Below are 21,002 nucleotides of genomic sequence, written 5' to 3' on the forward strand. Positions count from 1 at the left end.
ATAAAATTTTAAAAAAACTAATAAAAAGTGTATTTCGTCGATGTTTTTTGTATTACAAAGATTTATTTAGGGTTAAAGACTACAAAAGGGATTATCATTTCTTCTAAAGATACACCACCGTGTTGGTAAGTATTTCTGTAATAGCTTACATAGTGATTGTAATTATTTGGGTAAGCAAAAAACAAATCTCCTTTGGCAAAAATAAAAGAACTACTCATATTTATACTAGGCAAATGTATATCTTTTGGGCTATCTGCTAGTAGCACGTCTTTTTTATCAAAAGTTAAGCTTCTACCAGTTTTATAACGCAGATTTAAACTGGTATCTCTATCTCCAATAACCTTAGATGGGTTTTTTACGTTTATGGTACCATGATCTGTCGTTAAAATAAGTTTAAAGCCTAAGTGTTGCGCTTGTTGTATCATTTCTAAAAGCGGTGAGTTTTTAAACCAACTTAAGGTAAGCGATCTGTACGCTTTATCGTTAGAGGCTAATTCTTTTACAACTTCCATTTCGGTTTTAGAATGCGATAGCATATCTACAAAATTGTATACCACAACAGTTAAGTCGTTGTTTTTTAAAGATTTAAAATTATCTACTAATTTCTTGCCATTTTTTAAATTAGTTATTTTATGGTATTCGTAGTTTAAGTGCGTTAATCCTAACCGTTGCATTTGTGTATCTAAAAAATCTGCTTCATGTAAATTTTTCCCACCTTCATCAGTATCGTTTTTCCAATATTGCGGATATAATTTTTCCATTTCACTAGGCATCAACCCAGAAAAAATAGCGTTTCTGGCATACTGGGTTGCTGTTGGTAAAATACTAAAGAAAGCACTTTCTTGTTCCTTTTTGTAGTAATTGTTAATAATGGGCTCAAAAACTTTCCATTGGTCGTACCTTAAATTATCTACTACAACCAAAAGCGTAGGTTGTTCGTTACTTAATTGGGGCACTATTTTTTCCTTAAATAAGGTATGCGACATTATTGGAGCACGAGCGTCTCTACTAAACCAATTGGGATAATTTTTATCTATAAATTTCCCAAATTGGATGTTAGCCTCTGTTTTTTGTGATTCTAAAATTTCGAACATACCAGCATCTTCAATATCCTCTAACTGAATTTCCCAATAGATTAATTTCTGATAAAGATTAACCCAATCTTCATAGGAGTTTACCATGGCCAAATCCATAGCTATTTTTCTAAATTCTTGTTGATAATTGGATGTTGTTTTTTCAGAAACTAATCTAGAATGGTCTAAATTCTTTTTTAAACTCAGTAAAATTTGGTTAGGATTTACAGGTTTTATTAAATAATCGGCAATTTTATTGCCAATAGCTTCTTCCATAATATACTCTTCCTCGCTCTTAGTAATCATTACTACAGGAATACTATCTTTTTTTTCCTTTATTTCGTTTAGTGTTTCTAGACCAGTAAGCCCTGGCATATTCTCGTCAAGAAAAACAATATCAAAATTATTATCTTCAATAATATCTATAGCTTCGGTACCGCTATTGCATGTTGTTACCTTATAATTTTTCTTTTCAAGAAATAAAATATGGGGTTTTAGTAAATCTATTTCGTCATCAACCCAAAGTATATTAATCATGTTGTTTCTATTTTATGTTGCGATGTCCAAATTTTGGACTTCATATATTTATATTTGTAAAAAATAATGTAAACATTTAAAGCTTGAATAAACTTAAAATATTAAACGACCCAATTTACGGATTTATTACCATTCCAAATTCGTTAATTTTCGATCTTATTCAGCATAAATATTTTCAACGCTTAAGGCGAATTACGCAAATGGGTATGTCTTATTTGGTGTACCCTGGTGCACACCATACAAGATTTCACCATGCTATTGGCTGTGTATATTTAATGCAAAAGGCGGTGAATGTGCTTCGTTATAAAGGGGTTACAATATCTAAAGAAGAAGAGGAAGCACTTTATATTGCCATTTTGTTACACGATATTGGCCATGGGCCATTTTCGCATGCTATGGAACACAGTATTGTAAATGGTGTGTCTCACGAGCAAATTTCGTTGCTATTTATGGAACGTTTAAATGAAGAATTTAACGGAAGTTTAACGCTAGCCATTAACATATTTAAGGGAAAATACGAACGTTCTTTTATGTGTCAACTTATTTCCAGTCAACTGGATATTGACAGGGCAGACTATTTAAAACGCGATAGTTTTTACACAGGAGTTGCCGAGGGCAATGTAAATAGCGAGCGTTTAATTACCATGCTTAATGTAGTAGATGATAATTTAGTTGTAGAGGAAAAGGGCATTTACAGTGTTGAAAAATTTATAATTGCCCGCCGTTTTATGTATTGGCAGGTGTATTTGCATAAAACCGGTTTGGTTGCCGAACAACTATTAATGCGTGTGTTATCTAGAGCCAAGGAATTAACCAAAAAAGGTGTAAGCTTAGATGCTAGTAACGCTTTGAAGTATTTTTTGAATAATGATATTTCTATTGAAAATTTTACAAACACTACGCTCGATATTTTTTACGAGTTAGATGATTACGACATTATTTCTGCCATGAAACTTTGGAAGAATAATGACGATTTTGTGTTAAGTAATCTATGCGAAATGATTATAAATAGGGAATTGTTGAAAATTAAAATAAAAAATAAGCCAGTTAAGACAAACAATTTAGAAAAACATATAGATAAGTTAGTATCGACTCATAATATTTCTAAAGCAGAAGCAAAATATTTTGTGTTCTCTGGCGACATATACAATCAAGCCTACCAAACTAAAAAGCAAAACATTAACATATTGCACAAATCTGGAAAAATACAGGATATTGTAAAAGCTACAGATCATTTAAACCTAAAAGCCTTATCAAAACCTGTTACTAAGTACTACATATGTCACCCCAAATAAATGGTATAGGTTATAATTTGTGTTTTAAAATTGTTTACAATCGTAGAATATCTTAAATAACAGCACGTTATAACTTTGGTACATTTTTCCTATTTTTGCTCAAATTAATAAAATACAACTAACTCAACACGTGTGAAATTCACAGCACAACAAATAGCAGATATTTTAGAAGGAGATATTGTTGGAGATGCAAATATTAAAGTATCAAAACTTGCAAAAATTGAAGAAGGTGTAGAAGGGTCTTTAACCTTTTTGGCAAATCCCAAATACACCTCTTATATTTATTCCACTAAAGCTTCAATTACTATAGTTAACAAAACTTTTGAACCTGAAGAAAATATTAAAACTACCTTAATTAAGGTAGAGGATGCTTACAAATCGTTTTCTAAACTTTTAGAATATTACAATCAAGTTAAACTTAATAAGTTTGGAGTAGAACAACCATCGTTTATAGCAGAGTCTTCCTCTCATGGAGCTCATATTTACATTGGCGCGTTTTCCTATATTGGAGAAAATGTAAAAATAGGCGATAATGTAAAAATATTTCCTAATTCATACATTGGCGATAATGTAAAAATCGGGGACAATACTATAGTTTTTGCGGGCTCAAAAATATATTCAGAATGTATAATAGGCAATAATTGCGTTATTAATTCTGGTGCAATTATAGGAGCCGATGGTTTTGGTTTTGCACCAAACGAAAAGGGCGAATACCAAAAGGTACCACAAACAGGCAATGTTATTTTAGAGGATTTTGTTGATGTAGGCGCAGCTACAACCATAGATAGGGCCACTTTGGGTTCTACCATTATACGAAGAGGCGTTAAACTAGATAACCAAATTCAAATAGCACATAATGTTGAAATTGGCAAAAACACCGTAATTGCAGCACAAACAGGTATAGCAGGTTCAACAAAAATTGGCGAAAATTGTCAAATAGGTGGGCAAGTAGGTATCGTTGGTCACATTGTTATAGGAAACAATGTTAAAATACAAGCACAATCTGGAATTGGTAGAAATGTAAAAGATAACGAGGTATTACAAGGTTCGCCAGCATTTGCTTACGCAGATTATAATAAGTCTTATGTACATTTTAAAAACCTGCCTAAAATGGTCAAAAAATTTAACGATATAGAAAAAAGCTATGGCAATAGTTAATACAGAGAACAAGCAAAAAACTATAAAGAATGAAGTGTCGCTAACAGGGGTTGGCTTACACACTGGTAAAAATGTAACTTTAACTTTTAAACCTGCTACTGCTAATTTTGGATTAGCTTTTAAGCGCGTAGACTTAGAAGGCGCTCCAGTAATTGAAGCCGATGCCAATTATGTAACCAATACACAACGAGGTACCTGTTTAGAAAAAAATGGTGTTGTTATTCAAACCTCAGAGCATGTACTCGCAGCTCTAGTAGGTTTAGATATTGATAATGCAATAATAGAACTAAACGCTTCTGAACCTCCAATTATGGACGGTTCTTCTAAATTTTTTATTGAAGCTCTTGAAAAGGCCGGTATTGTAGAATTAGATGCCACAAGAGAAGAGTTTGTAGTTTCTGATGTTATTTCGTACACCGATGAAGAAAGTGGCAGTGAAATTTTAGTAATGCCAGCTAAAGAGTATCAAATAACTACGATGGTAGATTTTGGAACTAAAGTTTTAGGAACTCAAAATGCTACGTTAAACCAGATTTCAGACTTTAAGGATGAAATTGCAAACTCAAGAACTTTTAGTTTTTTACATGAAATTGAAATGCTTTTAGAGCATGGATTAATAAAAGGGGGAGACTTAAATAATGCTATTGTTTATGTAGATAAACCATTGTCTCCCGAAACCATGGACAAACTGCGTGCTGCTTTTAAGAAAGACAATATTGCGGTTAAACCCAATGGTATTTTAGATAATTTAACGTTGCACCACCCAAACGAAGCTGCAAGACACAAATTATTGGATGTTCTTGGAGATTTAGCTTTGGTTGGCACAAGAATTCGTGGAAAAGTAATTGCTAACAAACCAGGGCATTTTGTAAATACCCAATTTGCAAAAAAGCTTTCCAAGCTCATAAAAAACGAGCGTCGCAATAATGTTCCCAAGATAGATTTGAATCAAGAGCCTTTAATGGATGTTACTCAAATAATGGACATGCTACCTCACAGACAACCTTTCTTGTTATTAGATAAGGTTTTTGAACTTACCGACCACCATGTTGTTGGCATGAAGAACGTAACTATGAATGAGGAGTTCTTTAAAGGGCATTTTCCTGGAGCACCTGTAATGCCTGGGGTTTTAATAGTTGAAGCCATGGCACAAACAGGCGGTATTTTGGTTTTAAGTACGGTACCAGACCCTGAGAATTATTTAACGTTTTTCATGAAAATGGATAAAGTTAAGTTTAAAAGAAAGGTAAGCCCTGGCGATACATTAATTTTTAAATGTTCATTAATTACACCAATACGTAGAGGAATTTGTCATATGCAAGGTTATGCCTATGCCAATGGTAAATTATGTGCAGAGGCAGAACTAATGGCGCAAATTTCTAAAGTAAAATAATTAAAAGGTAAAACATGAATCAACCGTTAGCATACGTACACCCAGGTGCAAAAATTGCAAAAAACGTAGTAATTGAGCCATTTACAACAATTCACAACAATGTAGTAATTGGTGAGGGCACATGGATAGGCAGTAACGTAACCATAATGGAAGGTGCGCGTATTGGTAAAAACTGTAATATTTTCCCCGGCTCTGTAATTTCTGCTGTCCCCCAAGATTTAAAATATAATGATGAGGACACCATTGTTCAAATAGGAGATAATGTAACCATTAGGGAATGTGTAACTATAAACCGCGGTACTGCAGATAGAATGAAAACTGTGGTAGGTAACAATTGTTTAATAATGGCATATTGCCACATAGCACACGATTGTATTGTGGGTAATAACTGTATTTTTTCTAATAACAGTACACTTGCTGGCCATATTACAATTGGAGATTATGTGGTTTTAGCAGGTATGACGGCTGTTCATCAGTTTGTGTCTATTGGTAACCACGCGTTTGTTACAGGTGGTTCTTTGGTAAGAAAAGATGTGCCTCCGTATGTTAAAGCTGCAAGAGAACCTTTGTCTTACGTAGGTATTAACTCAGTAGGCTTAAGACGAAGAGGGTTTACAACCGATAAAATAAGAGAAATTCAGGATATCTTCAGGATATTATATCAAAAAAATTATAACAATACCCAAGCTTCAGAAATTATTGAAGCAGAAATGGAGGCCACTCCAGAACGTGATGAAATTCTTCAGTTCATTAAGAACTCTCATCGTGGTATTATGAAAGGATATTTTAAATCAAATTAAATAAATGGCAACAACATCAGATATACGAAACGGATTATGTATTAGGTACAACAATGATATTTACAAAATCATTGAGTTTTTACATGTGAAACCGGGAAAAGGACCAGCATTTGTAAGAACAAAATTAAAAAGTGTAACCAACGGAAAAGTTATAGATAATACCTTTTCTGCAGGACATAAATTGGATGATGTACGTGTAGAAACTCATAAATTTCAGTATCTATATAACGATGGCGAGTTCTACCACTTTATGAATGAAGCAGATTACACACAAATTCGTTTGTTAGAAGCAGCTTTAGACAGACCAGACCTAATGAAAGAAGGTGAAATAGTTACGGTAATTATTAATTCTGAAGATAACATGCCACTTTCTGTTGAAATGCCAGCAAGTGTTATTTTAGAAGTAACCCATACAGAACCTGGTGTTAAAGGAAATACAGCAACTAACGCCACAAAACCTGCAACAGTAGAAACTGGCGCTACCGTTAATGTGCCCTTGTTTATTAACGAAGGCGACAAGATTAAAATAGAAACCGATAAGGGCACTTATAAAGAGCGCGTTAAGGAATAGTTAAGTGGGGCAGTTCCTATACGTTTTTTACTATAAACTCAAGATAGTCAACTGAATACTAATATATGAAGTTTCCAAAACCACAAACCTTAAAAGAAATTGCGCGATTAATTGATTGCGATTTTGTTGGCGATAAAGATTTTCCCGTATTGGGAATGAACGAGATACACGTGGTTCAACCCGGGGATATTGTTTTTGTGGATCATCCAAAGTATTACGATAAGGCGTTACAATCGGCGGCAACAATTGTTTTAATTAATAAAAAAGTAGATTGCCCAGAAGGAAAGGCGCTCTTGGTAAGTGACGATCCGTTTAGAGAATTTAATAAGCTCACAGAGTATTTTAAACCTTTTAGACCTTCTGATAAAACCATATCGGATACCGCTAAAATTGGTGCAAATACGGTTATTCAGCCAAATTGTTTTATTGGTAATAATGTAACTATTGGTAATAATTGTATAATTCATTCTAATGTTAGTATTTATGATGATACAATAATTGGAGATAATGTTACAATTCACGCAGGTACTGTTTTAGGTGCAAATGCCTTTTATTACAAGAAGCGGCCGGAAGGTTACGATAGATTAAAATCTGGCGGACGTGTTGTAATAGAAAACAATGTAGACATTGGAGCAGCCTGTACTATAGATAGAGGTGTTACTGCCGATACGCGAATAGGCGAAGGCTCAAAACTCGATAACCAAATACAAATAGGGCACGATACTGTTTTAGGCAAACAGTGCCTTATAGCATCGCAAACAGGAATTGCAGGTTGTGTTGTTGTTGAAGATAATGTAACCATGTGGGGGCAGGTAGGTGTTAAAAGTGGGGTTACCATTGCAAAAGGCACAGAGTTGTTCGCACAATCTGGAGTTAATCAATCTACTCAAGAAAACAAAACGTATTTTGGTACGCCTGCTTACGAAGCTAGGTTAAAGTTTAAGGAAATGGCCTATGTTAGAAAAATTCCCGAAATAATAACACAATTAAAAACCCAAGATAAAAATAATGAAAGATAAAATAAGTTTGGTTTTGCTTTAAAATTCACACTTAAAAAATTACTTTTGTTACACTTAAAATAAAAACGAAAAATTATCACTTATGAGTGTTTTAGTAAATAAAGATTCCAAAATTATAGTACAAGGTTTTACAGGAAGTGAAGGTACATTTCACGCAGAACAAATGATTGAATATGGCACCAATCTGGTTGGTGGTGTAACTCCAGGAAAAGGCGGTCAGTCCCACTTAGATAAACCTGTATTTAACACTGTTAAGGAAGCCGTAGAGCAAGTAGGAGCAGATACTACTATAATTTTTGTACCACCAGCTTTTGCAGCCGATGCTATTATGGAAGCAGCCGATGCTGGAATTAAGGTTATTATTACTATAACAGAAGGGATTCCTGTTGCAGACATGATTACCGCTTCAAATTACTTAAAAGATAAAGGTTCTAGATTAATAGGTCCTAATTGCCCGGGTGTTATTACTCCAGGTGAAGCCAAAGTGGGTATTATGCCAGGGTTTGTATTTAAAAAAGGTAAAGTAGGCATTGTTTCAAAATCTGGAACCTTAACCTACGAAGCTGCCGACCAAGTTGTAAAACAAGGTTTGGGAATTACAACAGCTATTGGTATTGGAGGCGATCCTATTATAGGAACTACAACAAAAGAAGCTGTAGAATTATTAATAAACGACCCAGAAACAGAAGCTGTAGTAATGATTGGTGAAATTGGCGGACAACTAGAAGCCGATGCTGCCAACTGGTACAAATCAAGTGGTAGTAAAAAGCCAATTGTTGGTTTTATCGCTGGTGAAACAGCACCTGCTGGAAGAACTATGGGGCACGCTGGAGCTATTGTAGGCGGAAGCGACGATACAGCGCAAGCCAAAAAGAAAATTATGAGAGCATGTGGGATTCATGTAGTAGATTCTCCTGCCGAAATTGGTAAAAAAGTTGCAGAAGTTTTAAATTAAAAATAGATACAATTACAAAGGCTATTTACATTTAATAGGCTTGTTAAACCTCACGATATTTTGTGAGGTTTTTTTATATCAAGCAATCAGTATTTATTATATTTGAATAAATCAATATTTTAAGAAATACACATCAAACTAACTATAACCAATGAAATTATTAGAAGGAAAAACCGCAATTATTACTGGAGCAAGTAGAGGCATAGGAAGAGGTATTGCTAAAGTGTTCGCTGAACATGGCGCAAATGTTGCATTTACCTATAGTGCTTCGGTTGAAGCAGCTAATGCATTAGAAAAAGAATTAAAAGACGCAGGTGTTAATGCTAAAGGCTATCAAAGTAATGCTGCAAGTTATGAAGAAGCCCAAAAACTGGCCGAGGACGTACTTAAAGATTTTGGAAGTATAGATGTTTTGGTAAATAATGCAGGTATTACAAAGGATAATTTGTTAATGCGCATGGGAGAAGAAGATTTCGATAAAGTAATAGAAGTAAATTTAAAGTCTGTTTTTAATATGACGAAAGCTGTACAGCGCACTATGTTAAAGCAGCGTAAGGGTTCTATTATTAATATGAGTTCTGTGGTTGGCGTAAAAGGTAATGCAGGACAAACCAATTATGCTGCATCCAAAGCAGGAATTATAGGCTTCTCTAAATCCGTAGCTCTAGAACTAGGCTCTAGAAATATACGTAGTAACGTTATTGCACCTGGTTTTATAGAAACTGAAATGACAGCTAAATTAGATGAAGATGTTGTAAAAGGATGGAGAGCTGGTATCCCTTTAAAAAGAGGAGGTTCCCCAGAGGACGTTGCCAATGCATGTGTGTTTTTAGCTAGCGATATGAGTGCCTATATTACAGGACAAACGCTTAATGTAGATGGCGGAATGCTAACTTAAACATTTTAACTTTTTTGTTTCCTTAAAGTAGGAGCCATATCTAAATATAAAAAAATTAATGGGTACAGAAACTCTTTTACTTATTATATTATCTGGAATAATAGCGCTACTTGTAGCGCTATTTCAGTATAAATATAAAGCTAAGTATAAGGGCAAATGGGTGTTGGTATTTACGTTTTTGCGATTTCTTTCCGTCTTTGCGATTTTATTATTACTTATAAATCCAAAGTTTACACAGGTTAGCATTTATACCGAAAAGCCTAATCTTGTAGTTGCTGTTGATAATTCTAATTCTATAGCATATTTAAAACAAGATAAAAATGCATTATCTATTTTAAATACACTAACGGAACATCCTGAACTAAAAAAAGAATTTGATATAGATGTGTTTACTTTTGATGATGTAATAAAAACATCAGATACTATTATTTTTAAATCTAAAGCAAGTAATATAGATAAAGCGCTGCGTGAGCTGTCAAGCATTTATAAAAACAAGGTTGCTCCTGTAGTATTAATTTCAGATGGAAATCAAACTTTTGGTAATGATTATTCGGTATCTAACAAGTACACACAACCAATCTACCCCATTATTTTAGGAGATACAACTACTTACACAGATTTAAAAATACAGCAAATAAATATTAATAAATACGCATTTTTAAAAAACAAATTTCCTATTGAGGCTATTTTGGTGTATCAAGGTAATGCCCCAATAAGTACAAAATTCACAATAAACCAAGGTAATTCTGTATTGTATTCAAAAGTTGTTACGTTTTCTAAACAAGAAAATTCAACAGTAATAAGTTTAACATTACCGGCAAATAGCGTTGGGGTTAAAAGCTTTACAGCTAAATTACAAGCGCTAAAAAGCGAAAAAAACACCACTAATAATTCCAAAAACTTTGCTGTAGAAGTTATAGATCAAAAAACAAAAATAGCGCTGGTAAGCGATTTTTCACACCCAGATTTGGGCGCTTTAAAAAAGAGCATAGAAAGTAACGAACAACGCGCTGTAGAAATTTTAAACCCAATAGATTTTTTAAATAAAAAAAATGATTTTCAATTGGTTATATTGTATCAGCCAAATAATAAATTTAAAGAAGTTTATGAGGTTTTAAACGCTGAAAACAAAAACAGATTCACAATAGTTGGAGCCAAAACGCAACTAAGTTTTGTTAATAACAACTCAAAAGTATTTAACGTTGCACAAACAGGACAAGAAGAAGATTTTCAAGCTATCTTTAATTTAAACTTTTCACCTTTTTTGATAGAAGACATAAATTTTGAAGATTTTCCACCATTAAAAGGGCCTTTTGGAGATATTTCGTTTACAGTACCCTTTCAAACTTTATTAGGAAAATCTGTTTTGGGAATTTCTAAAAACGAACCTTTGCTTGCTACGTTAGAAACCAATAGCAGGAGGGAAGCCGTATTGTTTGGTGAAAATATATGGCAATGGCGAGCACAAAGTTTTTTAAATGAAACATCATTTAATCCTTTTGATGATTTTATAGGAAAACTAACCCAGTATTTAGCATCAAATCAACAAAAAAGTAGGCTAACCGTAGATTACGAATCGTTTTACACAGGAAGTAATAACATTATTATTAAGGCACAAACTTTCGATAAAAATTATCAATTCGATACAAGGCAATCATTAGAATTAATACTTGAAAACATCAGTTCAAAAGAAAAAAGTACTACTCCTTTTATTTTAAAAAGTAATAATTATCAAGTAGACTTAAGTGGTTTAGATGCATCAAAGTATAGTTTTACGGTACGTTCAAAAGGTGAGAACTTATCAAAGTCTGGCAGTTTTGAAGTTTTGGAGTATAACATTGAAGAACAATTTTTAAATGCCGATGTAGCAAAACTAAAACAGTTGGCGGCCAATACTAGCGGCAAAAGCTATTTTGTAAATAATGTTGATGAACTAATTTCTGAATTAGTGAATAACGAACATTACAAACCCATACAAAAAAGCAATAAAAATACCGTACCTTTGATAGACTGGAAATACCTATTGGTATTTTTAATTTTAACCTTATCTGCCGAATGGTTTTTAAGGAAATATAACGGATTAATTTAAAAAAAGAAACATGGAAAGATTACCAAAAATAGCATTCCCAATAATAGTGGTTGTTATTATTTTATTTGTATTACTAGCAAAATCTGCAATAACCATAGGCTCTGGTGAGGCAGGTGTACTGTATAAAACTTTTGATGGAGGTGTAGTTACAGATGAACCGCCATTAGGGGAAGGCTTTCATATTATTGCACCTTGGAACAAAGTGTATATTTACGAAGTGCGTCAACAAGAATTGTTCGAGAAAATGCGAGTATTATCATCAAATGGTTTAGAAATTCAAATAGACGGTTCGGCTTGGTATCAACCTGTATATGACGATTTAGGGAAACTACATCAAACCCTAGGCGAAAATTATTTGCAACGTGTAATACAACCGGCTATTCGTAGTGCCGCAAGAAGCGTTGTGGGGCGCTATACGCCAGAACAATTGTACTCTACCAAACGAGATGCTATTCAAGATGAGATTTTTGTTGAAACTAAAAAGATTTTAGAAAAGCAATTTGTACAGCTAAATGAAGTTTTAGTGCGAGATGTTACATTGCCACCAACCATTAAGGAAGCTATTGAGCGCAAGTTAAAGCAAGAACAAGAGTCTTTGGAATACGAGTTTAGGTTAGTTACCGCTACTAAAGAAGCAGAAAAAGTTAGGATTGAGGCACAAGGAAAAGCAGATGCCAACAGAATTTTAAGTGCATCATTAACCGATAAAATTTTGCAGGATAAAGGTATTGATGCTACTATGAAATTATCCGAATCGCCTAACAGTAAAGTTATAGTTATTGGCTCAGGCGATAGTGGGCTGCCCATTATACTAGGCAATCAATAAGTTGTATTTTTCAACTTTATATCTTGTATGGTGAATTTTAAATAAAAAATTATAGCCTTATTTAAGGAATAATTAATTGTTCTAAAATTTATTAAGATAATTTGGTGTTTTAACTATAAATTCTTGATATTTGTATCAAATTAAGAAAATGACTTTTACTCAAACACATCATCATTTTTACATTTGCTCTCAAGCGAAGTAAAAATGTATTGAGTAAAATCAACATATATTTAAACCCGTTTGAGACTAATCAAGCGGGTTTTTCATTTCAAATTGTAGTGATTACAATTTGGAATAGTCCCCACGAAGGTGGGGATCTCATCATAAAAGCTAAAACTTAATAGTAAACTATTAAAAATGAGTAAATTAAGAATTGCAGTGCAAAAATCGGGGCGTCTAAACGAAGACTCCATGAAAATTTTAAAGGATATTGGGATTTCTATAGATAATGGCAAAGACCAATTGAAAGCTTCAGCAAAAGGATTTCCTGTAGAAGTTTTCTATTTACGAAATGGCGATATACCTCAATATTTAAAAGATGGTGTAGTAGATGCGGCCATTATTGGCGAGAATGTATTAATAGAAAAAGGAGAAGGCATTGATGTGGTAGAAAAATTAGGTTTTTCTACATGTCGCGTATGTATCGCAGTCCCTAAAACAGATAGTTATAAAAGTATTAAAGATTTAGAAGGTAAGCGTATTGCAACATCGTATCCTAATACTGTTAAAATGTATTTAGATAAAAATGGTGTAAACGCAAACCTTCATATTATTAATGGCTCGGTTGAAATTGCACCAAATATTGGGTTGGCAGACGCTATTTGCGATATCGTTTCCAGCGGAAGTACGTTATTTAAAAATAATTTAAAAGAGGTAGATACTATTTTAAAATCAGAAGCGGTTTTAGCTGTATCACCTAAATTAAACGCTGAAAAACAAGCTATATTAGAAACTATTCAGTTTAGAATCAAGTCGGTTTTAAAAGGAAGAAGTTCTAGATATGTATTGCTTAATGCACCTAACGATAAAGTACAAGATATTATAAATGTATTACCTGGAATGAAGAGTCCAACGGTATTGCCACTAGCACAAGAAGGTTGGAGTTCAGTACATTCTGTGATTAGTAAAAATGAATTTTGGGATGTTATAGACGATTTAAAAGCTAAAGGCGCACAAGGCATATTAGTATGCCCAATTGAGAAAATGGTGCTTTAGACCAATTTTTAGCATTCTGCAATGGTTGGAATTGCACTAATTTTGATAAATAAAAATTACAAATGAAAATTATAGTTAATCCAAATAGAAGTGAGTGGCGCAATATATTAAAACGTCCTACACAAACTGTTGGAGATATAGAGGCTACCGTTAATAAAATTTTTGAGGAAGTAGCTCAAAATGGTGATATAGCTATAAAAAACTACACCCAAAAGTTTGATGGAGTAGTTTTAGAGTCTAACCTTGTAACACGAGATGAAATAGAGCATGCTGTAAAGCAAGTGCCAGAAAATCTTAAAAACGCCATAAAGCAAGCTAAGACGAATATAGAGACGTTTCACAATGTACAAAAAACATTAAAAATTGAAATAGAAACTACCAAAGGTGTACACTGTTGGCAAGAAAAACGGCCAATTCAAAAAGTAGGGTTGTACATTCCAGGTGGTACAGCACCTTTGTTTTCTACCGTATTAATGTTAGCAATACCAGCACAAATTGCAGGCTGTAAAGAGATTGTATTATGTTCGCCACCAAATAAAAAAGGCGAATTAGCTCCAGAAATTTTGTTTGCTGCACATTTGTGTGGCGTCACCAAAATTATTAAAGCAGGTGGAATTCAGGCCATAGCGGGTTTAACATTTGGTACAGAAACCATACCGCAAGTTTATAAAATTTTTGGCCCAGGCAACCAGTTTGTAACGGTTGCAAAACAAATTGCTACAAAACATGGTGTTGCCATAGATATGCCTGCAGGCCCTAGTGAGTTATTGGTAGTTGCAGACAAAACAGCGAATGCGGCTTATGTAGCTTCCGATTTGTTAAGTCAAGCCGAACATGGTGTTGATAGCCAAGTAATTCTGGTATCAACCTCAATGGATGTAATACATTCGGTTTCAGATGAAGTTCAACAGCAATTAGAAGTACTGCCAAGAAAAGCAATTGCACAAAAAGCCATAGCAAATTCTAAACTTATTTTTGTTGAAACCGACGATTTGGCTTTAGAATTAATTGATGAATACGGACCGGAACATTACATTATTTGTTGTGAGAATGAAGATTTGTACGTAAATAATATTAATAACGCAGGTTCTGTTTTTATTGGCGATTATACACCAGAAAGCGCCGGAGATTATGCATCAGGCACTAATCATACCTTACCAACAAACGGATTTAGTAAAGCCTATTCGGGAGTAAATTTAGATAGCTTTATGAAGAGTATGACGTTTCAAAAAATATCAAAAGAAGGTATTTTAAACATAGGTGAGACCATTGAATTAATGGCAGAAGCTGAAGGCTTACAGGCACATAAAAATGCTGTAAGTATTAGGTTAAAAGATTTAAAATAATAGAATTAGAGAACTTTAAAGGTTTTATAAAACCTTTGGGGTTTAGGTAAAAAAATGAATATTAAAGATTTAATACGATCTAACGTAAAAGCATTAAAACCTTATTCGTCAGCAAGAGATGAATTTCAGGGTGATACTAATAATATGGTGTTTTTAGACGCCAATGAAAATCCGTTTGAGAATGGTGTAAACCGTTATCCAGATCCGAAACAGCGTAGTGTTAAGGCATTACTTTCTCTAAAAAAGGGTATTCCAGAAGATAATATCCTTCTTGGCAATGGCAGTGACGAAGTTTTAGATTTAATATTTAGAGTGTTTTGCGAACCCAATATTGATAACATTATTACACTACCTCCAACCTATGGTATGTATGGTGTGTTGGCAAATATTAATGCTATTGAAAACAGAAAAATACCATTAACTAAAGCATTTCAACCCAATATTGAAGCCATTACAAGAGCGAAATGTTACAGAACAAAGATTATTTTTATTTGTTCACCAAATAATCCAACAGGTAATAGCTTTGCTAAAGGTAAAATAGAATATTTATTGAAAAATTTTGATGGTATTGTAGTGGTTGATGAAGCTTACATCGATTTTTCAAAATCAGAAAGTTGGACTAGCAGGTTATCTGAGTTTCCAAATTTAATCGTAACCCAAACCCTATCTAAAGCCTACGGAATGGCTGGGATTCGTCTAGGGATTTGTTATGCTTCCAAGCAAATAATTTCAGTTTTAAATCGTATAAAACCACCGTATAATGTTAATGCGTTAACGCAGCAAAAAGCGATTTCGCAACTAGAACAAGACGATGTTATACAAAAACAAGTAGAGCAAATTTTAAAGCAACGAGATATTCTAATTGAGAAATTATCTGAAATTGATTATGTCTCAAAAATATACCCATCCGATGCAAATTTTGTGTTAGCAGAAGTAGATGATGCTACAAAACGTTACAATCAGCTCATAGAAAAAGGCATTGTAATACGTAATAGAACCACACAGCCTGGTTGTGAAAATTGTTTGCGCTTAACGATTGGGACACCAGATGAAAATGAAATTTTAATACATACTTTAAAATCAATCTAATGAAAAAAGTATTATTCATAGATAGAGACGGCACTTTGGTTTTAGAACCGCCAGTAGATTATCAATTAGATAGTTTAGAAAAGTTGGAGTTCTATCCAAAAGTATTTCAATATATGGCTAAAATTGCCAGTGAATTAGATTATGAACTGGTTATGGTAACTAACCAAGACGGTTTGGGTACAGATGCGTTTCCAGAAGACAGCTTTTGGCCAGCACAAAACAAAATTATTGATGCGTTTAAAAAAGAAGGTGTAGCGTTTGCCGCAGTTCATATCGATAAAACCTTTCCTCATGAAAATGCACCTACGCGGAAACCAAGAACAGGATTATTAACCCAATATTTTGATACAAATAAGTACGATTTACAACATTCTTTTGTATTAGGAGACAGAATTACCGATATGGAATTAGCCAAAAACTTGGGCGCAAAAGGTATTTATTTAGCTGAAAATCCCGAGTTAGGAGCAGATGAAATTGAAACATCTAAACAGGAAATTTTAGACTGTATTGCCTTGACAAGTACCGACTGGAAAGAAATTTACGAGTTTTTAAAGCTTAAAGATCGCGTTGAAGAAATAACACGTAATACTAATGAAACTCAGATATATATAAAATTAAACCTTGACGGGTCTGGTAAGAATGATATTGATACTGGCTTGTCGTTTTTCGATCATATGTTAGACCAAATTGGTCGCCACGGTGCGATGGATTTAACCATTAAAGTAAATGGCGATTTAGAAGTTGATGAACACCACACCATTGAAGATACCATGATTGCTTTAGGTGAATTATTCAATAAAGCCTTAGGAAATAAATTAGGTATAGAACGCTATGGTTTCTGTTTACCCATGGACGATTGTTTAGCGCAAGTTGCAGTAGATTTTGGCGGAAGAAATTGGTTAGAATGGGACGCGGAATTTAAGCGCGAAAAAATAGGTGATATGCCAACCGAAATGTTTTACCACCTGTTTAAATCGTTTACAGACGGCGCTAAATGTAATTTAAACATAAAAGCAGAGGGTGTCAACGAGCATCATAAAATAGAAGGAATTTTTAAAGCCTTTGCTAAAGCTATGAAAATGGCTGTAAAACGAGATGCAAATAAAATGTTTTTACCAAGCACAAAAGGAATGCTATAATGAAACTAGTAATAATAGATTACGGCGCTGGAAATATAAAAAGTATTCAGTTTGCGTTTAACCGATTAGGATACGAGGCTGTATTGTCTAAAAATCCTGAAGAGATAGAAGCTGCCGATAAGGTTATTTTCCCGGGTGTGGGAGAAGCAAGTTCAGCAATGAAAATGCTAAAAGAAAGTGGTTTAGACGAATTGATACCTAAGCTTAAGCAGCCGGTTTTAGGTATTTGCTTGGGCATGCAGTTAATGTGTTTGCACACTGAAGAAGGTAATACTAAAGGATTGGGTATTTTTCAAACCAAAGTAAAACGCTTTTCTAATAACGTAAAAGTACCACAAATGGGTTGGAACGTGATTAAAGATTTGAAGTCCGATTTATTTAAAGGCATCAAAGAAAACGAATACATGTATTTGGTACACAGTTACTATTCAGAGCATTGTAATGAAACCATAGCAGCTACGGATTATGAAATTAATTACGCCTCGGCATTGCAACATGAAAACTTTTATGGCACGCAGTTTCACCCAGAAAAAAGTGGTGCTAAAGGTTCAAAAATTCTAGAGAATTTTTTGAACCTTTAGCATTCTGAACTTGTTTCAGAAACTGTTTGTTTAAATCTAATTTTAATTGAATTATTACTGTTACATATTATCAAATAAAAACCGAACAGTGTTGTACATAGGTTTTACAAGTAATATAAAAGAAAGAATTAAAGCCCATCAATCGGGAAGGGGTGCCTTTTTTACAAAAAAATATAATGTTTTTGATTTGATATATTATGAAATTTATGATGATAGTAAATTAGCAAGAAAACGAGAAAGGCAATTAAAAAATTGGAATAAAGAATGGAAATGGAATTTGATAAAGACATCGAATCCTGATTTAATAAAATTAGAAATATAAAGACCCTGAAATAAATTCAGGGTTTATTAACAAGTTAATAAATGAGAATAATACCAGCCATAGACATTATAGAAGGCAAGTGCGTTCGCTTAACCAAAGGCGATTATGGCACTAAAAAAGTATACAGCGAAAGTCCGTTAGAAATAGCAAAAACTTTTGAAGGTTCAGGCATTGAATATTTGCATTTAGTAGATTTAGACGGTGCCAAAGCCCAACATATTGTAAATTATAAAGTGCTAGAGCAAATTGCTTCTAAAACAAAGTTGAAAATTGATTTTGGTGGTGGTTTAAAAACCAATGAAGATTTACACATTGCTTTTAATTCTGGTGCACGACAAATTACCGGAGGAAGCATTGCTGTAAAAGATCCTAAAACCTTTGAAGGTTGGGTGTCTAAATATGGTGGTAACAAAATTATTTTGGGTGCCGATAGCGATGATGGAAAAGTATCTATTAGCGGTTGGATGGAGCAAAGTGAAGAAGATGTTATTCCATTTATTAAGGCTTATCAAAAAAAAGGCATTCAGTATGTAATTTGTACCGACATATCTAAAGATGGCATGCTAGAAGGCCCTTCGTTCGATTTATATAAAAAAATTATTGCAAGTTGCACTAATAGTAGCAGCGACCAATCTATAAAATTAATAGCATCTGGTGGTATTTCGCATATAGATGAGTTGCCTAAATTAATAGAAATTGGTTGCGAAGGTGTTATTATTGGTAAGGCCATTTACGAAGATAGAATTACATTAAAGCAATTAGAAAAATTTGTATAATGCTTACAAAACGAATCATTCCCTGTTTAGATATTAAAAATGGACGTACCGTAAAAGGTGTAAATTTTGTGGATTTACGAGATGCGGGCGATCCTGTAGAATTAGCTAAACAATATGCCGATTATGGTGCAGACGAACTGGTGTTTTTAGATATTTCGGCGACTTTAGAAGCGCGAGCAACAACCTTAGAAATGGTGTTACACGTTGCCGAACAGGTTAATATTCCGTTTACAGTAGGAGGAGGTATTTCATCAGTAGAACATGTAGATACCTTACTAAAAAACGGCGCCGATAAAGTGTCTATTAATTCGTCGGCGGTTAAACGGCCTGAGTTAGTGAACGAATTAGCCGAAAAATTCGGAAGTCAGTGTGTGGTTGTCGCCATTGATGCTAAAGAGGTTGATGGTAATTGGAAAGTACATTTAGCAGGAGGCACCATTCCAACCGAAATCGATTTGTTTGAATGGGCAAAAGAAGTGGAAGAACGTGGTGCTGGTGAAATATTATTTACTTCCATGAATCATGATGGCACCAAAAACGGGTTTGCAAACAAAGCCTTAGCACAATTATCTGATATGTTAAATATTCCTATTATTGCTTCGGGAGGTGCTGGTAACGTACAACATTTTATCGATACCTTTACTATAGGGAAATCAGACGCAGCCTTAGCGGCAAGTGTATTTCACTTTAATGAAATACCAATTCCAGAATTAAAAAAAGTGTTAAAAGAACATCATATTGAAGTACGACTTTAATCAATTTACTAAAATGTTCAGACAGAATTCAGTCGAAGTTCCATTTTAGTTTATAACAAGTAGATCATGATAATAAAATACGATTCAAACGGTTTAGTACCTGCCATCATTCAAGACGCTACCACTAAAACAGTGCTGATGTTGGGATATATGAATGAGGAAGCTTATAAAAAAACCTTAGAAACCAAACTGGTTACTTTTTTCAGCAGAAGTAAACAACGCTTATGGACTAAAGGTGAAGAAAGTGGTAATTATTTAAATTTAGTTAATATTAAAAACGACTGCGATAATGATACTTTATTGATTAAAGTAAATCCTGTTGGCCCCACATGCCATAAAGGAACTGACAACTGTTGGGGAGAAGACAATACTTCATCTTACGGATTCTTTTCAACGTTAGAAGATGTTATTGCAGAACGTGTAGCCAATAAAGACACTGCCAAATCTTATGTTGCGAGTTTGTTTTCAAAAGGCATAAATAAAGTAGCGCAAAAAGTAGGAGAGGAAGCTGTTGAAACTGTTATTGAAGCTATGGATAATAACGATGAGTTATTTTTGTATGAATCGGCAGATTTATTGTTTCACTACCTCATGTTGTTACAGGCCAAAGGCTTTACGTTAAAAGATATAGAAAACGAATTGAAAGGAAGACATAAATAAATCCTTGCAATGGCAATAAATAACTCGTTTAGGAGGCTTTCATTTGTTTAAGAGATTCCTAAACGAGTTTAATTTTTATACTATTAGGATAACCAGCCGTTTGCTTCAGATTTTCTTGCAAACCACACAAAGAAAAATGCAAACACAATTATCATTATGGTCATTCCCACACTTGAAGCATACCCATTTATAAGAATATAACCCATTTGTACAATTACAGCAATTAAAGACAACATCCATAATTTTACAGACCAAGATTTTCTAAGTAACAATCCAAGAGATGCTAAAGCTCCAGCAAAAACAGCAATTGCAAATGCTGCTGTGACCCAAGAAGGCATGTTAGCAGCAATTTCTAGTTGTTCTTCGCTATACATAGCTCTGTAACTTTCGGTATCATATGCTTGCTGTAAATAAGCATTTACGCCCATGCCATTCCAAATTAAGGCAATAATACTTACAATCCAAAACCAAATTGGGGGCTTAATAGTTGAAGAATTCGACATAA

21 protein-coding genes are annotated in these 21,002 nt (G+C 33.8%); 19 read left to right on the forward strand and 2 right to left on the reverse strand.

Translation table 11 applies throughout. From position 1 onward, the window contains the following. Nucleotides 1-62 precede the first annotated feature (62 nt). Nucleotides 63-1,610 (reverse strand): T9SS response regulator signal transducer PorX, encoded by a 1,548-nt coding sequence (porX, locus tag CLV33_RS10915; RefSeq protein ID WP_105473945.1) that lies wholly within the window; start codon nt 1,608-1,610, stop codon nt 63-65. A gap of 83 nt (nt 1,611-1,693) precedes the next feature. On the opposite strand from porX, the gene CLV33_RS10920 reads away from it, so the two are divergent. From CLV33_RS10920 to hisIE, 19 genes are all read left to right on the forward strand, one after another. Beyond that, on the forward strand, nt 1,694-2,905 hold the full coding sequence (locus tag CLV33_RS10920) for an HD domain-containing protein (RefSeq protein WP_170064009.1): 1,212 nt from the start codon (nt 1,694-1,696) through the stop codon (nt 2,903-2,905). Between the two features lie 132 nt (nt 2,906-3,037). Continuing rightward, nucleotides 3,038-4,063 carry a UDP-3-O-(3-hydroxymyristoyl)glucosamine N-acyltransferase gene (gene lpxD, locus CLV33_RS10925; protein ID WP_042243486.1) on the forward strand — a complete coding sequence of 342 codons (1,026 nt, stop codon included), beginning with the start codon at nt 3,038-3,040 and terminating at the stop codon, nt 4,061-4,063. Further along, nucleotides 4,050-5,456, forward strand: coding sequence for a bifunctional UDP-3-O-[3-hydroxymyristoyl] N-acetylglucosamine deacetylase/3-hydroxyacyl-ACP dehydratase (locus CLV33_RS10930; RefSeq protein WP_045372544.1), 1,407 nt, complete (start codon nt 4,050-4,052; stop codon nt 5,454-5,456). Before lpxD ends, CLV33_RS10930 begins: the two co-directional genes overlap by 14 nt. A 14-nt stretch (nt 5,457-5,470) precedes the next feature. Then, nucleotides 5,471-6,256: an acyl-ACP--UDP-N-acetylglucosamine O-acyltransferase gene (gene lpxA / locus CLV33_RS10935; RefSeq protein ID WP_042248240.1), complete on the forward strand. Its 786-nt coding sequence runs from the start codon at nt 5,471-5,473 to the stop codon at nt 6,254-6,256. 4 nt (nt 6,257-6,260) lie between these two features. Then, nucleotides 6,261-6,827, forward strand: coding sequence for an elongation factor P (gene efp, locus CLV33_RS10940; protein WP_045372547.1), 567 nt, complete (start codon nt 6,261-6,263; stop codon nt 6,825-6,827). 65 nt (nt 6,828-6,892) lie between these two features. Then, nucleotides 6,893-7,846 carry a UDP-3-O-(3-hydroxymyristoyl)glucosamine N-acyltransferase gene (locus CLV33_RS10945; protein ID WP_105473946.1) on the forward strand — a complete coding sequence of 318 codons (954 nt, stop codon included), beginning with the start codon at nt 6,893-6,895 and terminating at the stop codon, nt 7,844-7,846. Between the two features lie 82 nt (nt 7,847-7,928). Further along, nucleotides 7,929-8,801 (forward strand): succinate--CoA ligase subunit alpha, encoded by an 873-nt coding sequence (sucD, locus tag CLV33_RS10950; RefSeq protein WP_105473947.1) that lies wholly within the window; start codon nt 7,929-7,931, stop codon nt 8,799-8,801. 151 nt (nt 8,802-8,952) lie between these two features. Further along, nucleotides 8,953-9,699: a 3-oxoacyl-[acyl-carrier-protein] reductase gene (fabG, locus tag CLV33_RS10955; protein ID WP_042243492.1), complete on the forward strand. Its 747-nt coding sequence runs from the start codon at nt 8,953-8,955 to the stop codon at nt 9,697-9,699. Between the two features lie 58 nt (nt 9,700-9,757). Beyond that, nucleotides 9,758-11,788, forward strand: coding sequence for a hypothetical protein (locus CLV33_RS10960; protein WP_105473948.1), 2,031 nt, complete (start codon nt 9,758-9,760; stop codon nt 11,786-11,788). 10 nt (nt 11,789-11,798) lie between these two features. Further along, on the forward strand, nt 11,799-12,614 hold the full coding sequence (locus tag CLV33_RS10965; RefSeq protein ID WP_042243494.1) for a prohibitin family protein: 816 nt from the start codon (nt 11,799-11,801) through the stop codon (nt 12,612-12,614). A gap of 357 nt (nt 12,615-12,971) precedes the next feature. Continuing rightward, complete coding sequence (gene hisG, locus CLV33_RS10970) at nt 12,972-13,829, forward strand: ATP phosphoribosyltransferase (RefSeq protein WP_045372556.1); 858 nt, start codon at nt 12,972-12,974, stop codon at nt 13,827-13,829. A gap of 62 nt (nt 13,830-13,891) precedes the next feature. Then, nucleotides 13,892-15,175, forward strand: coding sequence for a histidinol dehydrogenase (gene hisD, locus CLV33_RS10975; RefSeq protein WP_105473949.1), 1,284 nt, complete (start codon nt 13,892-13,894; stop codon nt 15,173-15,175). 54 nt (nt 15,176-15,229) lie between these two features. Next, nucleotides 15,230-16,264, forward strand: a complete 1,035-nt coding sequence (gene hisC, locus CLV33_RS10980) for a histidinol-phosphate transaminase (RefSeq protein ID WP_105473950.1) — start codon at nt 15,230-15,232, stop codon at nt 16,262-16,264. Further along, entirely contained in the window at nt 16,264-17,403 is a 1,140-nt protein-coding gene (gene hisB / locus CLV33_RS10985) for a bifunctional histidinol-phosphatase/imidazoleglycerol-phosphate dehydratase HisB (protein WP_105473951.1), read from the forward strand. The genes hisC and hisB overlap by 1 nt, the downstream gene beginning before the upstream one ends. Next, on the forward strand, nt 17,403-17,984 hold the full coding sequence (gene hisH, locus CLV33_RS10990; RefSeq protein ID WP_105473952.1) for an imidazole glycerol phosphate synthase subunit HisH: 582 nt from the start codon (nt 17,403-17,405) through the stop codon (nt 17,982-17,984). Before hisB ends, hisH begins: the two co-directional genes overlap by 1 nt. Before the next feature lie 88 nt (nt 17,985-18,072). Further along, on the forward strand, nt 18,073-18,306 hold the full coding sequence (locus CLV33_RS10995; protein WP_244906428.1) for a GIY-YIG nuclease family protein: 234 nt from the start codon (nt 18,073-18,075) through the stop codon (nt 18,304-18,306). 41 nt (nt 18,307-18,347) lie between these two features. After that, the gene (gene hisA / locus CLV33_RS11000; RefSeq protein WP_105473954.1) at nt 18,348-19,082 is read left to right on the forward strand and encodes a 1-(5-phosphoribosyl)-5-[(5-phosphoribosylamino)methylideneamino]imidazole-4-carboxamide isomerase; all 735 of its coding nucleotides are present in this window, start codon (nt 18,348-18,350) and stop codon (nt 19,080-19,082) included. Next, nucleotides 19,082-19,837, forward strand: a complete 756-nt coding sequence (gene hisF, locus CLV33_RS11005) for an imidazole glycerol phosphate synthase subunit HisF (protein ID WP_105473955.1) — start codon at nt 19,082-19,084, stop codon at nt 19,835-19,837. Before hisA ends, hisF begins: the two co-directional genes overlap by 1 nt. A gap of 66 nt (nt 19,838-19,903) precedes the next feature. Next, nucleotides 19,904-20,497, forward strand: coding sequence for a bifunctional phosphoribosyl-AMP cyclohydrolase/phosphoribosyl-ATP diphosphatase HisIE (gene hisIE, locus CLV33_RS11010; protein ID WP_105473956.1), 594 nt, complete (start codon nt 19,904-19,906; stop codon nt 20,495-20,497). Nucleotides 20,498-20,580: 83 nt separating this feature from the next. Here the strand turns inward: hisIE and CLV33_RS11015 are convergent, their stop codons facing one another. After that, the gene (locus CLV33_RS11015; RefSeq protein ID WP_105473957.1) at nt 20,581-21,000 is read right to left on the reverse strand and encodes a hypothetical protein; all 420 of its coding nucleotides are present in this window, start codon (nt 20,998-21,000) and stop codon (nt 20,581-20,583) included. Nucleotides 21,001-21,002 lie beyond the last annotated feature (2 nt).

This window comes from Jejuia pallidilutea (assembly GCF_002973595.1).
GTDB lineage: Bacteria > Bacteroidota > Bacteroidia > Flavobacteriales > Flavobacteriaceae > Jejuia > Jejuia pallidilutea.